This window comes from Pontibacter arcticus, assembly GCF_003284895.1.
GTDB classification, from domain to species: domain Bacteria; phylum Bacteroidota; class Bacteroidia; order Cytophagales; family Hymenobacteraceae; genus Pontibacter; species Pontibacter arcticus.
Genome location: NZ_QMDV01000001.1, coordinates 79,882 through 93,908, shown reverse-complemented (window position 1 = coordinate 93,908; position 14,027 = coordinate 79,882). Strand labels below are relative to the sequence as shown.

At 45.1% G+C, this 14,027-nt stretch carries 15 protein-coding genes; 10 read left to right on the top strand and 5 right to left on the bottom strand.

Translation table 11 applies throughout. The features are described from left to right. Positions 1–166 precede the first annotated feature (166 nt). Positions 167–1,069: a 4-(cytidine 5'-diphospho)-2-C-methyl-D-erythritol kinase gene (gene ispE / locus DP923_RS00395; RefSeq protein WP_317047263.1), complete on the top strand. Its 903-nt coding sequence runs from the start codon at positions 167–169 to the stop codon at positions 1,067–1,069. On the opposite strand, the gene DP923_RS00390 is transcribed toward ispE, so the two are convergent. The 3 genes from DP923_RS00390 to tgt all read right to left on the bottom strand — a co-directional run bounded on the left by DP923_RS00390 (position 1,025) and on the right by tgt (position 4,275). Beyond that, a complete protein-coding gene (locus DP923_RS00390) occupies positions 1,025–1,969 on the bottom strand; it encodes a DMT family transporter (protein ID WP_112303601.1) in 945 nt (314 codons plus the stop codon). The genes ispE and DP923_RS00390 overlap by 45 nt on opposite strands. Before the next feature lies 1 nt (position 1,970). After that, a complete protein-coding gene (locus DP923_RS00385) occupies positions 1,971–3,047 on the bottom strand; it encodes an LptF/LptG family permease (RefSeq protein WP_112303600.1) in 1,077 nt (358 codons plus the stop codon). Between the two features lie 97 nt (positions 3,048–3,144). After that, positions 3,145–4,275 carry a tRNA guanosine(34) transglycosylase Tgt gene (gene tgt / locus DP923_RS00380; RefSeq protein ID WP_112304740.1) on the bottom strand — a complete coding sequence of 377 codons (1,131 nt, stop codon included), beginning with the start codon at positions 4,273–4,275 and terminating at the stop codon, positions 3,145–3,147. A 384-nt stretch (positions 4,276–4,659) separates the two neighbouring features. Between tgt and DP923_RS00375 the strand changes: the two genes are divergently transcribed. The 4 genes from DP923_RS00375 (at position 4,660) to rsmG (ending at position 7,430) form a co-directional block, all read left to right on the top strand. Continuing rightward, positions 4,660–5,763, top strand: coding sequence for a glycosyltransferase (locus tag DP923_RS00375; protein WP_112303598.1), 1,104 nt, complete (start codon positions 4,660–4,662; stop codon positions 5,761–5,763). Beyond that, positions 5,754–6,362 (top strand): RNA polymerase sigma factor, encoded by a 609-nt coding sequence (locus DP923_RS00370; protein WP_112303596.1) that lies wholly within the window; start codon positions 5,754–5,756, stop codon positions 6,360–6,362. The genes DP923_RS00375 and DP923_RS00370 overlap by 10 nt, the downstream gene beginning before the upstream one ends. 151 nt (positions 6,363–6,513) lie before the next feature. Continuing rightward, positions 6,514–6,741: a hypothetical protein gene (locus tag DP923_RS00365; RefSeq protein ID WP_112303595.1), complete on the top strand. Its 228-nt coding sequence runs from the start codon at positions 6,514–6,516 to the stop codon at positions 6,739–6,741. A gap of 50 nt (positions 6,742–6,791) precedes the next feature. Continuing rightward, the gene (gene rsmG / locus DP923_RS00360) at positions 6,792–7,430 is read left to right on the top strand and encodes a 16S rRNA (guanine(527)-N(7))-methyltransferase RsmG (RefSeq protein ID WP_112303593.1); all 639 of its coding nucleotides are present in this window, start codon (positions 6,792–6,794) and stop codon (positions 7,428–7,430) included. A 6-nt stretch (positions 7,431–7,436) separates the two neighbouring features. Here the strand turns inward: rsmG and DP923_RS00355 are convergent, their stop codons facing one another. Continuing rightward, on the bottom strand, positions 7,437–8,390 hold the full coding sequence (locus tag DP923_RS00355) for a YheT family hydrolase (protein ID WP_112303591.1): 954 nt from the start codon (positions 8,388–8,390) through the stop codon (positions 7,437–7,439). 115 nt (positions 8,391–8,505) lie between these two features. On the opposite strand from DP923_RS00355, the gene DP923_RS00350 reads away from it, so the two are divergent. After that, complete coding sequence (locus DP923_RS00350; protein ID WP_112303589.1) at positions 8,506–8,913, top strand: hypothetical protein; 408 nt, start codon at positions 8,506–8,508, stop codon at positions 8,911–8,913. A gap of 334 nt (positions 8,914–9,247) precedes the next feature. Then, positions 9,248–9,514 (top strand): 30S ribosomal protein S20, encoded by a 267-nt coding sequence (gene rpsT / locus DP923_RS00345; RefSeq protein WP_112303587.1) that lies wholly within the window; start codon positions 9,248–9,250, stop codon positions 9,512–9,514. Positions 9,515–9,685: 171 nt separating this feature from the next. Here rpsT and pyk read toward each other — a convergent pair whose 3' ends face one another. Beyond that, complete coding sequence (gene pyk, locus DP923_RS00340; protein WP_112303586.1) at positions 9,686–11,110, bottom strand: pyruvate kinase; 1,425 nt, start codon at positions 11,108–11,110, stop codon at positions 9,686–9,688. Positions 11,111–11,562: 452 nt separating this feature from the next. Here pyk and DP923_RS00335 point away from each other — a divergent pair, with 452 nt between their 5' ends. From DP923_RS00335 to rnc, 3 genes are read left to right on the top strand one after another with little or no spacing between them, the layout of a single operon-like run. Beyond that, positions 11,563–11,799, top strand: coding sequence for an acyl carrier protein (locus DP923_RS00335; RefSeq protein WP_018477241.1), 237 nt, complete (start codon positions 11,563–11,565; stop codon positions 11,797–11,799). A gap of 55 nt (positions 11,800–11,854) precedes the next feature. Next, positions 11,855–13,108, top strand: a complete 1,254-nt coding sequence (fabF, locus tag DP923_RS00330) for a beta-ketoacyl-ACP synthase II (RefSeq protein WP_112303585.1) — start codon at positions 11,855–11,857, stop codon at positions 13,106–13,108. A 13-nt stretch (positions 13,109–13,121) separates the two neighbouring features. Further along, positions 13,122–13,850 (top strand): ribonuclease III, encoded by a 729-nt coding sequence (gene rnc / locus DP923_RS00325; protein WP_112303584.1) that lies wholly within the window; start codon positions 13,122–13,124, stop codon positions 13,848–13,850. The last annotated feature ends 177 nt before the right edge of the window (positions 13,851–14,027 follow it).

Sequence of the window (14,027 nt, the reverse complement as noted above, 5' to 3'; positions counted from 1 at the left end):
GGGCAAATACAAGGTTTAGCTAGTACTATCTCCTTTATTTAATTTGAAAAATGTAACCTGATTTTTCAGAACGAATGCTGTAAGTGTCCTATTGTCTCCCGTACTTTCATCAGACCAAAAGGCTATACATATTTGAGATCTGATACAGTTACATTGGAAGTATACTTTGCTGCTCAGCCAGGTTGATTTTACAGTGGCAGAGCTGCTGTTTTCTCTTAATTTTATAGCTTGCAACTCTACACTTATACTTTACACGCACATGCTCGATTTCCCGAATGCAAAAATCAACCTGGGGTTATATGTAACTGAAAAGCGAAGCGATGGTTTTCATAATCTGGAGTCGTGCTTTTATCCGGTGCAGTGGTGTGATGCGCTGGAAATTTTACCGGCTCAAACAGAGCAGTTTACCTTAACGGGTTTACCCGTACCCGGTAACCCCGAAACTAATCTTTGCCTGAAAGCTTACAAATTGCTGCAACAGGATTTTGCGTTACCACCCATACAATTGCATTTGCACAAAGTGATACCGATGGGAGCGGGCCTGGGTGGTGGTTCTTCGGATGCAGCTTTTACGTTGCGCCTGCTTAATTCTGTGTTCGGGTTAAATTTATCAACGGCTATACTTCAGAATTACGCCCGCCAGCTGGGCAGCGACTGCGCCTTTTTTATAGAAAACAAAGCGGTGATCGCCACTGAAAAAGGAGATGTATTTACTGCTTTAGACCTGAATCTGAGAGGTTATACGTGTGTGCTGGTTTACCCGGGCATCCATATCACGACAGCAGAGGCTTACGGAAATATCAAACCAAAACCCGCTCCGCAACCCCTTGAAAGTATACTGAAGCAGGATGTAATAACCTGGAAGGATCTCTTGCACAACGATTTTGAAACGGCACTTTTTCCGAAGTATCCGGAGTTGGCGCAGCTAAAAGAAAAGCTATATGCTGCAGGGGCTGTGTATGCTTCTATGTCGGGTTCGGGTTCTACGGTGTATGGCTTGTTTAAAGGCGAGGTTCCTGCAAACCTAGTTTTTCCGGATAACTACCTCATCCGCCACAGCCTGCTGTAGTTTGTTTCTGCGGCGTTTGTCGTACGAATCCAGAATGGGGTAACTGAAAATGCTGAGCAGTATTACGGTGGCCCCGATGTAAAAATCAGTGGATACCTGCTCGTCTTCGTTAAAGATGATCCAGGCCAGTACGATACCGTATACTGGCTCCAGGTTTACCGTCAGGTTCATGGTGAAAGGGGAAATACGCTGCATGAGGCGCACACCTGCCGTATAAGCATACACCGTGCAGGCAAGCGTTAAAACCAGCAGATATACCCAATCCATCGGCATGACATTAAAATTCAGCTGGCCGCTTTCTACAAAAAACGAAGTATAAACAGGCAGGAAAAGCACCGTAGCTAAAAAAGCACCCGACATCTCGTAGCAGGTAATGGTAGTGGATGGTATTGCTTTAACGAGCCTGGCATTGATGATGGTAAAGATGGAAGCCAGCAAAGCAGAGCCGATAGCCATTACCAAACCAAGTATGTTATTAAAATCGGTCTCGTTCTGGAAAATGATGTACAGGCCTAGTATGATCAGGAGGGCAAGTAATATTTCATGCGGTTTTATTTTTGATTTGGACACCATCGGTTCTAAAAGTGCGGTCCAGAGGCTGCAGGTAGCCAAACCAACCAATGAAATAGAAACAGAAGAAACCCGCGCCGAAGCAAAAAATAGAATCCAGTGACCGGCGATTAGAAAGCCCACGCCCAGCATTTTTACGGCACTGATGCGGCCTAGCCAGAACGGCGTATTCATTTTGTAAACGATAGCGCCCAGTGCCAGGGCTGTTACCAGGGTACGTATCGCAACCAGCTCAACAGCCGGAATCGTGATCAGTTTCCCAAGTATAGCGGTAAATCCCCACAGGAAAATAACAAAATGAAGCTCGGCAAAATCTTTAAAACGGGGCATATTAGCGGGGAACGTAACGGTACAACAAAAATCCGATTCCGGTAAAAACGATGCTTGGTATCCAGGCGGCAACCTGCGGCGGAATATCACCTACCTGCGCCAGACTTCGGCTTGTAATTACAAATATGATAAACACAAAAGCAAGGAAAAAGCCTAGCGCGATCTGAATACCTACACCGCCACGCGCTTTACGGGCACTCACAATAACCCCGATAATGGTTAAAATGATAATGGCAAACGGATAACTGAAGCGCTCATACTTCTCGATCAGGTATACTTCTATATCATCGGCTCCGCGGTCCTTCTTTTCCTGAATAAAATCGTTCAGCTCGTTCAAGGTAAGCGTTTGCTCCAGTTTATAGGTACTTTCAAAATCTTTGGGACGTAGGTTTAGTGTGGTATCCAGGGCTCCGCCTTTGGTTATGGTTTCTTTTTCGCCATCAAACGTGCGCAGCACATAACTATCTACGTGCCATTTTTCTTTTTTCGGGTCCCAGGTTACGCTTGGTGATGTAAATTTGCTCTTCAGCGTGGTGCCTTCTATGGTTTCGATGGCAAAGCTGTAGCCCACATGCGCCGAGTTGTTGTAGCTTTCCATGTAAGCAAATGTGTTGGGTGCAATCTTCATATGAACATTGCGGCCATCAAACACAAACGGGCCTTTTACATACTTCACCTGGAAAGCAACACTCACTTTATTGGCATTTGGAATTACCCAGCCAATCAACCCGAAGATAACAATTGCAATTAAAGACGAGCCGATCAGGTAAGGTACCAGCAACCTCCTGAAACTAACGCCGCTGCTAAGTATGGCCACAATCTCGGTGTGCGAAGCCAGTTTGGCCGTTACAAAAACGGTGGCTATAAATACCGTGATCGGGCTTAGTATATTAACATAGTAAGGAATCAGGTTAAAGTAATAGTCGAAAATAATCTCGCTGACGGCAATGTTATGTTTGATGAAGTCGTCGTTCTTCTCCGTGAAATCGATCACCAGAATAACAGCCACCAGTATCAGTACCACAAACACGAATGTGGTCAGAAATTTTTTGAGGATATATTTATCGAGAAGCTTCATCTTTTTAATTACGAATTACGAGTTACGAATTACGAATTGCAGGGACAGTGTAAAAAAGATGTCTCATTGTTAACTCGTAATTCTTAATTCGTAATTATTAAAGTCGTGTCATCAATTTCTTTACCATCATATCTTTCCAGTCCCGGAAGGTTCCTGCAATGATCTGCTGCCGTGCCTGCTTAACCAACCACAGGTAAAAAGTAAGGTTGTGTATACTTGCGATCTGGCCACCCAGGTACTCTTTGCTATGGATAAGGTGGCGCAGGTAAGCTTTGCTGTAAAACGTGCTGGCGTAGCCTCCCAGTTCTGCATCTATCGGCGTATGGTCGTCGGCCCAGCGCTGGTTTTTTATGTTGATGATGCCCTGTGTGGTAAACAGCATGCCGTTACGCGCGTTCCGGGTTGGCAGTACGCAATCAAACATATCCACGCCCAATGCAATGTTTTCGAGGATGTTAGCGGGTGTTCCTACGCCCATCAGGTAACGCGGTTTATCTGCCGGAAGTATGTCGCAAACCAGTTCGGTCATCTCGTACATCATTTCAGCCGGTTCGCCTACCGATAAACCACCAATGGCGTTGCCTTCGCGCCCAAAGCCGGCAATAGTTTCAGCGGACTGGATGCGCAGATCTTTGTAAGTGCTGCCCTGAACAATCGGGAAAAGCGTCTGGTCGAAGCCATACTTTGGCTCGGTGCTATCGAAGCGGTCTACGCAGCGTTGCAGCCAGCGGTGCGTGCGCTCCATCGAGTATTTGGCATACGTATGGTCGCAGGGATATGGCGTGCATTCATCAAAAGCCATGATAATATCGGCGCCGATGGTACGCTGCGTGTCCATCACATTTTCCGGGGTAAAGTTCAGGGTAGAGCCATCAATATGAGACTTAAATTTTACACCTTCTTCTTTGATCTTGCGTGTGCCTGCCAGCGAGAAAACCTGGTAGCCGCCGCTATCAGTCAGTATAGGGCGGTCCCAGCCGTTAAATTTATGCAGGCCACCGGCACTTTCCAGCACGCCGAGGCCGGGGCGCAAGTATAAATGGTAGGTATTGCCCAGTATGATCTCTGCTTTAACGTCTTCTTTCAGTTCGCGCTGGTGCACGGCTTTAACAGTGCCTGCTGTACCAACGGGCATAAAAATAGGCGTTTCGATGGCGCCGTGGGCTGTCTGCACTACTCCGGCGCGCGCCTTGGACTGGGTATCTTTTGCTGTGAGCGTAAATTGCATGGTTGTATATGAAACCGGTTTCAAAAATAAGGCCACTGCCAAACCTGTAAACCGAAAAGGCTAAAAGCCTTATGCTGCTTTAGTTCTGAAAATTTTATTAACCCGCAAAGATACAAAGTCCGTGCCCACAAACTATACACAAGTATAAAATAAGAAGAGGCTTCGCAAATGGGTATTTAATGATTAAATTTGGATGGCTGAATTGTTTAATGGCTAAACCACTGAATCGATTTTTGCTTTGTACAGGCCGCCTTCAGGTACCGGCGCTGCTTGTCAAAGTATAGATTCTCGGTGCAACATCCTCGGAAGTATAAACACGGAAGAGCATGTAACTGCAAAAGTGTTAAACAATCCGGTCACTGAACATTTAAGCAATCAGGGAACTTGATTACAATTATACTTCTAAGCCTGCTCGGGCTTTGTGTGCTGGTACAGCTATACTTTGTGTTTTTTTATTTTCTGCCGCTTGCTTCTTATAAAGATCCGGAAAGCAAGGTGCAGTTGCCGGTGTCGGTAATTGTGGCTGCCCATAACGAGCAGGATAATTTATTTGAGCTGCTGCCGTTACTTTTAGACCAGAACTACCCTGAATTTGAGGTTATCGTGATAAACGACCGCTCAGACGACGATACAGAATTTTACCTCTACGAGCTCGAAAAACAATTCCAGAACTTCCGGGTTATCACGGTAAAGAAGACGCCGGAATACCTTAACTCGAAGAAGTATGCGTTGGCGCTGGGTATAAGAGCAGCTAAATATGAACACCTGCTTTTTACCGATGCAGACTGCCGGCCATTCAGTCAGAATTGGATCGAAAATATGCAGAAAGGCTACGCAAACGGCGCAGAAGTAGTATTGGGTTATTCTCCTTATGTACAATTCAAAGGATTTTTAAATGAGTTGGTGCGTTATGAAACCTTGCTGACCGGAATACAGTATCTGTCTCATGCAAACAAGGCAGAGGCCTACATGGGTGTCGGGAGGAATTTATCTTACACCAAATCATGTTTCTTTAAGAACAAGGGGTTTGCATCGCATATCAGAATACTAGGCGGCGACGATGATCTTTTTGTACGCGACGCTGCCAGCAACAGTAAAATAAGCATCGTACTAGACAAAGAGGCGCAGACATCCAGCATTCCTAAAAAGACGTTTCGGGAATGGATAACGCAGAAGAGAAGACACATGTCTGTGGGGCATCGTTACAGCCGAAAAGACAGAAGAAGGATAGGTGCCTTTGTATCAGCAAATATACTTTTTTACATACTTTCAGGCGTTATTCTTGTTATGAGCGCTCATTTAGCTATCTTGGGAGCGCTTATTGGGGTGCGTTACCTGGCAGTTATTCCTGCTTACGTTCGGTGCGCCCGGCGGCTGAATGATAAAGTACGCTGGCCTTTGTTGCCTGTGCTTGATGCGGCATATTTTTTCAATTACCTGATTCTTGGGGTATCTGTATTAATGTATAAAAAATTCAGATGGAAGTAAACAAACAATTCTCTGCAAAGGCAAAGCATGACTTCAAACTCATACAGGCGGCAGTAGAAGATAACGACGAAAAAGCATATGCCGAGCTGATGAGCATCTACAAAAAGCCCGTTTACCACGTGGTTTTAAAGATGGTGCGCAATGCCGATGATGCCGAGGACTTAACGATAGAAGCTTTTGCGAAAGCTTTCAGAAACCTGCACAAATTTAACCCGGAGTATGCTTTCAGTACCTGGCTGTTCCGGATCGCTACCAACAACTGCATCGACTTTATCCGTAAAAACAGGATCAAGACGATGAGTATAGATTCTGCCATTAAGATCGACAACGGCGACGAAATCACCATCGATTTTAAAGACAAGAACCTGAACCCGCAGGAAGAAGCGATCAAAAACCAGAAGATCGAAATCATGCAATATGTAGTGGCCAAGCTTCCGGATAAATACCAGCGCCTGGTTACACTGCGTTACTTTAACGAGCTGAGCTATGAGGAAATCGCTACAGAACTGAATGCGCCGCTAGGCACCGTAAAAGCGCAACTGCACCGCGCCCGCGAACTGCTCTATGACATGGTGAAGAACAAGAAGCACCTTATCTAGCAATATTTTATTAAGGTTAATTATTGATTACGGTTAAAGCCCCTGTTGCCTTTGTGCAGCCGGGGCTTTATACTTTTATGCCTGTTTCCTTAGTATTTCATACTTTTGCAGCTCAGCTACATTAAAATAATAGCAGGCTTTACAGTAAACTATGGCTACGTCCGGTTCCTTTACAGATTTTATACTTTCGAGTGCAGGTAAATTATACTTGCAGGTGCGTTTGCGTAAGCAGGATAAAATTGAGCAGGAGCTGGCCACGAAGTACGAAGGCCGTTACCGCAACGCAGGCCTGTCGCTGCTTTTTGATGCATTTATGGCACTGGCCGTTGTCGCTTTTGTCGGAATAATAGCAGCCGTTTTATACTTCATGATCAACTAAAAAAGCATTCGTAATTCTTAATTACTAATTCATAATTCATAATTCAAAAAATGCCACACTCCACTACCATCCGCACGCTGCTTTCAGGTTACTTTCCTGCGCTCACCGAAGACCAGTTACAAAAGTATGAGCAACTCGGTGCGCTGTTCGAAGAATGGAACCAGAAAATAAATGTGGTATCCCGCAAGGATATGGATCAGTTGGGGGTACATCACATCCTGCACTCGCTGGGCATTGCCAAAGTGGTTCAGTTTCCGGATCATACCTCGGTGATGGATGTGGGCACAGGTGGTGGTTTGCCGGGCTTGCCGCTTGCCATTATGTTTCCGGAAGTTAAATTTCATCTGGTGGATTCTATCGGCAAAAAGATACATGTGGTGCAGGAAATAGCGCGCGAACTGCATTTACATAACGTAACGGCCTCGCACATCCGGGCCGAGCAGGTACGCGACAAGTATGATTTTGTGGTAAGCCGCGCTGTGACGCGCCTCGCTAATTTCTGGCCATGGGTGATGAACAGTTTCAAGAAAACCGGTTCGCCGATAGAGGGCTTGTATTACCTGAAAGGCGGCGATTTGGCAGAAGAAATTGCCGAATCGGGTTTAGTGACCAAATCTTTTGACCTAAGCTTATACTTCGAAGAAGAATTTTTCGAAACGAAGAAAGTGATTTACGTGCCGCTTAAATAAAGTAGTTTATACTTCATCCAGTAAAAACTGAAGCGCTCTTTCTTCGGAATAAAACAGGCCATTGCCCGCTGTGGATGCAAAACCTACGTGGCCGCCGGTAGCCGGGGTTTCGAGGTAAAAAGTGCTGCTGTTTTCAGCTTCCTGCACCGGGTAGCAATCTGGCGTTAAAAAAGGGTCGTTCAGGGCGTTAACCAGTAGCGTAGGCACTTTTATACTTGCTATAAACTGTTTGGAGCTGGAGCGTGCATAATAATCATCGGCATCTTTAAAACCATGCAGCGGCGCGGTATAGCGGTTATCAAACTCCGGAAAAGACCACAATACGTTATACGCCTTCAGGTCGAGGTCATCGGGGTAAAGCGCTTTTTTCTGCTCCAGTTTTTTGCCCAGGCTTTTCAGGAAACGGCGTGTGTATACTTTAGAGATTCGTTTTGCAGAGCTTTTCAGATCGATCGGCACTGAAAAAACAGCTGCACGCTGTACTTCTGCCGGCACCTGATCCGGAGCTTCGCCTAAATATTTAAGGGTGATATTACCGCCGGCGCTAAAGCCTGTCAGGTATACTTTCTTGTAAGCGTTGGTTGCCAGCGCATGCTGAATTACAATTCCCAGATCGTCGGAAGCGCCTAAATGGTAGGAGCGGAGCAGCTTGTTTGGTTCGCCGCTGCAACTCCGGTAATTCCAGGCCAGTGCATCAATGCTCCGCTCATTAAAAGCCTTTACCATACCCTGCATATATGGGCGCATTGTGTCGCCTTCCAGGCCATGCGAAAGTATAAGCAGCGCATCAGCGCCCACTCTGGACCAATCCAGATCCAGGAAGTCGTTGTCTGGTGTTGATAGGCGTTCGCGGGTATACGTAATGCCAGTCACCTGCCTGAACAAGCTGGGTACAATGGTTTGCAGATGTCCGTTAAAAAGATAGAAAGGGGCTCTGTAGGCAGAGGGTAAGAGGGGCATGGTTTAAAATTTAACTTAAATGAGATAGTATTTCAAATTTACCTTAATATGCGGATTTTATATATCAATATTTAGTTATACGCGTATTAGGTCTTACATCAACAATATATATACTATGGAAATTTCATCAACAATCAAATCGATAGGAGTAGCATTTGCAGTAGGCGCGTTTATGTTTGCCTGCACCCAGGAATCTCAGAACGAAACTAATGCAGAAGTAAACGAAGCGCAAACCGAAATAGGTGCAGCCACTGACGAAGCCCAGGCCGAAATGAATGAAGCAGGTGACGAGCTAAACCAGGAAAACAACGAAATGGCTATCTGGACGGATGAGAATGAGACCAGAGCTGAAACCGCTACAGAAGAAGAGTGGGAGCAGATGAAAGCTGATTATAAGAAGCGCGAAGCTGAAATGGAAGCCAAAAGTGCTGACTGGGACGATGAAACAAAAAGCAGATGGCAGAAGGTAAAAGATCGCTACAAAAAAACTGAAGATAAAGTACAGGCACGCTTTAGAGACTAGAAAGTTTGCTTGTAGCGGTTTAATTAAAACCGCTCATTTATACTTGATTTAAAACGAAAAGCCGCTGCTATACTTTTAGCAGTGGCTTTTTTTGTGTACGCCTGTGTATAAACTCTTTACGTGAACTAACCCGCCCAATAAGTGTTATAGTATAGCCTGCTGCCACAAAACATAGTAAAGTTGTAGTATGATGGCTTGGAAGAAAGTGTTATATTTGCACAAATTATTTCTGAAGCAGCAATTTTGTTGTAGTATCGCTTTGGAAATTAATAGTAAAGGGTATACCTTTGCAAACTCATTCAGGAACAAAGAAATTTAATTATTATAGAATCACATGGCTAACCATAAGTCGGCATTAAAGAGAATCAGAGCGAATAACGCTAAACGTCTTCGTAACAGATATCAGGCGAAAACTACTCGTACTTTCATAAAAAGGCTGCAAGGCACAACTGACCAGGCCGAGGCGCAACAGCTGTTCAAGACAGTATCTTCTATGATCGACCGTCTGGCTAAGAAAAACATTATTCACAAAAACAAAGCAGCTCACAACAAGTCGAAGCTTGCTAAGTTTGTGAACGGTTTAGCACCGGTAGCAGCTTAATTTCTGCCAAAGATATTTTGCAAAAAGCCTTGCACATTCGTGTAAGGCTTTTTGTGCTTGTAGCAAGTATAAATCCGAAGGATATACTTTTAGATTTCGCTATACTTTCATCAAATAAAAAAGCCGCTGCATTTAAATGATGCAGCGGCTTTTTTATTTAATGAAGTATACTTAGGCTATGCTTAGCTTGATCATGTTCGTACGCTTCTGTTCTTTAATCGGCATACTGGCCGTATTGATAAACACATCGCCTTTATCCAGGTAATTCAGCTCCAGTAAAATATGTTTGATATCGTTGATCGTGGTATCAGTTGATTCAAACTTATCATAGTAGAACCCACGGATGCCCCACACCAGGTTGAGGGTATTAAGCAGGCTGGGTTTCTCTGTAAAAATAAAAATATCTGATTTTGGGCGGTGCTTGGCCAGTTGCAAAGCTGTGTAGCCGGATTTGGTCATACCGATGATCGCACGGGCGTTGGTGTCGCGGGCCAGGTTACAGGCGTTTGCTACCAGGCTGTCGTTGTAGAAAGTATCGGCGTGTGGGTTAAGTATAAAGTTTTTGTTGAAGATGTCTGCCTGCATCTCTACCGTTTGTATGGTCATGTGCATGCTTCGGATGGTTTCGATAGGGTAGGCGCCTACGGCAGTTTCGGCGCTCAGCATCAGCGTATCAGCCCCATCAATCACAGCGTTGGCTATATCGTTGGTTTCGGCGCGGGTAGGGCGGGGGTTCACGATCATACTTTCCATCATCTGGGTAGCGATGATAACGGGCTTGGAAGCGTAGTTGCTTTTCTCTACCAGCATCTTCTGGATCATCGGTACTTTTTCCATCCCAACTTCCACACCCAGGTCGCCGCGTGCTACCATCAGCGCATCGGCCGCATGTATAATCTCATCAATGTTTTTTATGGCTTCCGGCTTCTCTATCTTAGCAATCACACGGGTATCTTTTCCGCGCGAAGCTATGATGCGCTTTATTTCCCTGATGTCATCTACACTGCGCACAAAAGAAAGCGCCACCCACTCCACATCGTTATCAAGACCAAAATGCAAATCATGCAGGTCTTTTTCGGTAAGGGAAGGGGCTGATACTTTGGTATCGGGCAAGTTGATACCTTTGCGTGGTTTTACCATACCGCCATACTTTACAACGGCCGTAATTTCACAGTCCTTATCGGTGTGGGTAACGGTAACTTCCAGTTTACCATCGTCTATCAGGATGGCATCACCTACATTTACATCTTTTGCAAGTTCTGTATAGCCTGTCGATAGCCTGCCTGGCGTGCTGAGAGAGCCATCGCAAACCAACCTGATAGTTTCGCCTTCTTTTATTTCAACGCCACCGTTCTCCACCTCGCCTACCCGTATTTTAGGGCCCTGCAGGTCTTGCACCAAACAGATATTGGTCTGGTGCTGGCGGTTTATCTCGCGCACGTGCTCGATTACTTTCAGGTGCTCGGCATGTTCGCCATGCGAAAAATTAAGACGGAAAGCATCCACTCCTTCTTTTACAAGCGCAAACAGCTTATCGTATGTGTTTGAGGCCGGGCCTACAGTTGCCAGTACTTTGGTTTTGTTAAAAGTTATCATGCTAGTTCGGATCATGCTGGTTCAGGTACAAAGTAAATGAACGCAGTTTAATGGTTTTCAGATACAGATTATCAGATAAAGCGCTTACTCAACAAGCCTGTTACAGGGTAGAAGTATACATTTTTAAGCAGAAATTAACTGCCAATGATGGTAAATGGTTACTTGAAAATCAGCCTGTACTTGCGCTGCTGCGGCTTTAGGATGCAATAGAAGTATAAAGTATGAATAATGCAACTGGCATGCAGGCTTATAACCCGTAGCTATTGGTAACCGTAAGGTAATGCAGCACAAAATGGAGCGCCACGAAGGTGTTACATGGCTAAGTATCATTTCATAACGAGGCACTGGGGCAGCGATCAAACATTAGGCAGAACACGATTAGATTAATTTTTTTTGATATTGTCTGCCTAATTCTATTTCTTTGCACAGTGTTTTAATAAACTATAAGAAAAATGTCAGAAATCGCAGAAAAAGTAAAAGCTATCATCATCGATAAACTTGGTGTTGAGGAGTCAGAGGTTACACCGGAGGCGAGCTTCACTAACGACCTTGGCGCTGATTCATTAGATACTGTTGAGCTTATCATGGAATTCGAAAAAGAATTCAACGTTTCTATTCCAGACGATCAGGCTGAAAACATCGCTACTGTAGGCCAGGCTGTTAGCTACCTGGAAGAGCACGCGAAATAGTACATTATCAAATTAGTATTTACATTTTCTACTATCTATCCTCTGGTAACAGCTTATGGAGCTTAAGAGAGTTGTAGTTACTGGGTTAGGTGCACTCACACCACTTGGAAACACTGTTTCAGAATACTGGGACGGACTATCTAATGGTGTGAGTGGTGCCGCGCCTATTACACGCTTTGATGCGAGTAAGTTTAAGACGCAGTTTGCCTGCGAAGTAAAAGGATATGATCCTGAAAAATACTTCGATCGGAAAGAGGCCCGCAAAATGGACCTTTTCTCTCAGTTTGCAATGGTAGTGGCTGATGAAGCCGTACAGGATGCAAAACTGATCGAAAGTAACATTGACCCGGACCGTGTGGGCGTTATCTGGGGATCTGGTATCGGTGGCTTGCGTACGTTCCAGGAGGAATGTGTGAATTTTGCCAATGGAGACGGCACGCCGCGCTTCAACCCGTTCTTTATTCCTAAAATGATCGCTGATATCAGTGCCGGTCATATTTCCATCAAGTATGGTTTCCGTGGGCCTAACTTTGTAACCGTTTCAGCTTGTGCCTCGGCTACAAACGCCATCATCGACTCTTACAACTATATCCGCTTGGGTATGGCCGATGTAATAGTAACAGGTGGTTCCGAAGCTGCTGTAACGGAAGCTGGTATTGGTGGCTTTAATGCCCTGAAAGCCCTTTCGGAGCGCAACGATTCTCCTGAAACTGCTTCCCGCCCTTTTGATGCAAACCGCGATGGTTTTGTACTCGGAGAAGGTGCCGGCGCACTTATCCTGGAAGAATACGAACACGCAAAAGCCCGTGGTGCTAAAATCTATGCCGAAGTAATCGGTGGCGGTATGTCTGCAGATGCGTATCACATTACAGCTCCTCACCCGGAAGGTTTAGGTGCGCTTAATGTAATGAAAAATGTACTGCGCGATGCCAACATCAAACCGGAAGAAGTAGATTACATTAACGTACACGGTACTTCTACGCCGCTCGGCGATGTAAGCGAAGTAAAAGCGATTCAGCAGGTTTTTGGCGATCATGCCTACAACCTCAACATCAGCTCTACAAAATCCATGACAGGCCACTTACTAGGTGCTGCCGGTGCGATAGAGTCTATTGCTTCTATTCTGGCTATCCAGCACAACGTAGTTCCGCCAACCATCAACCATATTACAGACGACGAAAGCTTTGACCCACGCCTGAACTTTACCTTTAACAAGGCACAGCAACGTGAAGTAAAAGTAGCGCTGAGTAATACATTCGGGTTTGGTGGCCATAATACTTCTGTTCTGTTTCGCCAAATGAACGACTAATGTGATTGGACCAATGAAGCCTGTCAGGCGAGTCTTTCATAGATTCTTTAACAAAGACAGGGACCTTGTACGCGCAGTTGGCAGCATTATCGGAACAACACCCGATAACATCCGCCTGTATAAACTTGCGCTTACGCATACGTCTTTTGCACGGCAAACTTCAGCGGCTAAACACGAAACTAACGAACGACTCGAATTTCTGGGCGATGCCATACTTGGTGCCGTTGTAGCAGAGTACCTGTTCAAAAAATACCCGTACGAAGACGAAGGTTTCATGACCGAGATACGCTCCCGTATCGTAAACCGTGAATCTTTAAACAACATTGCACTAAAACTGGGCCTGAACCTGCTTGTCAAAATTGACACGACAAGCCAGGGCAACCGCCACAAATCTGTAAACGGCAATGCCCTCGAAGCGTTGGTTGGCGCCGTTTATCTGGATAAAGGGTACAACGTGACCCATCAGTTCATACTTAAAAAGATACTGAAAACGCACGTAGATGTACATTCGCTGGTTACCACCACGGCTAACTTTAAAAGCAAGCTGATCGAGTGGGCACAGAGCCAGAACAAAGACATCCGTTTCGAGATTGTGCAGCGCAAGCAACAGGGTAACACCACCGAATTTACCTGCGAAGTATACATCGATAACGAACCCATCGCGGTAGGGCAGGGCCTGTCCAAGAAAAAAGCAGACCAGGCAGCCGCCGAAAAAGGCCTTCAATTCCTTAAGATCAGCTAAATCTCAGCGTTTAACTTTACTTATACTTGTTCCTCAAAGTATAAAATTTCGCTGATTTTCCGCATTTCATTATTTATACTTCTCAGGCATTTTTATACTTTAAAACTCCTGCACACAGGTAGTTGGGAATGCGTTCTGAAAGTATGGCCACGAATTATAGCAGCTATACTTCAAAAT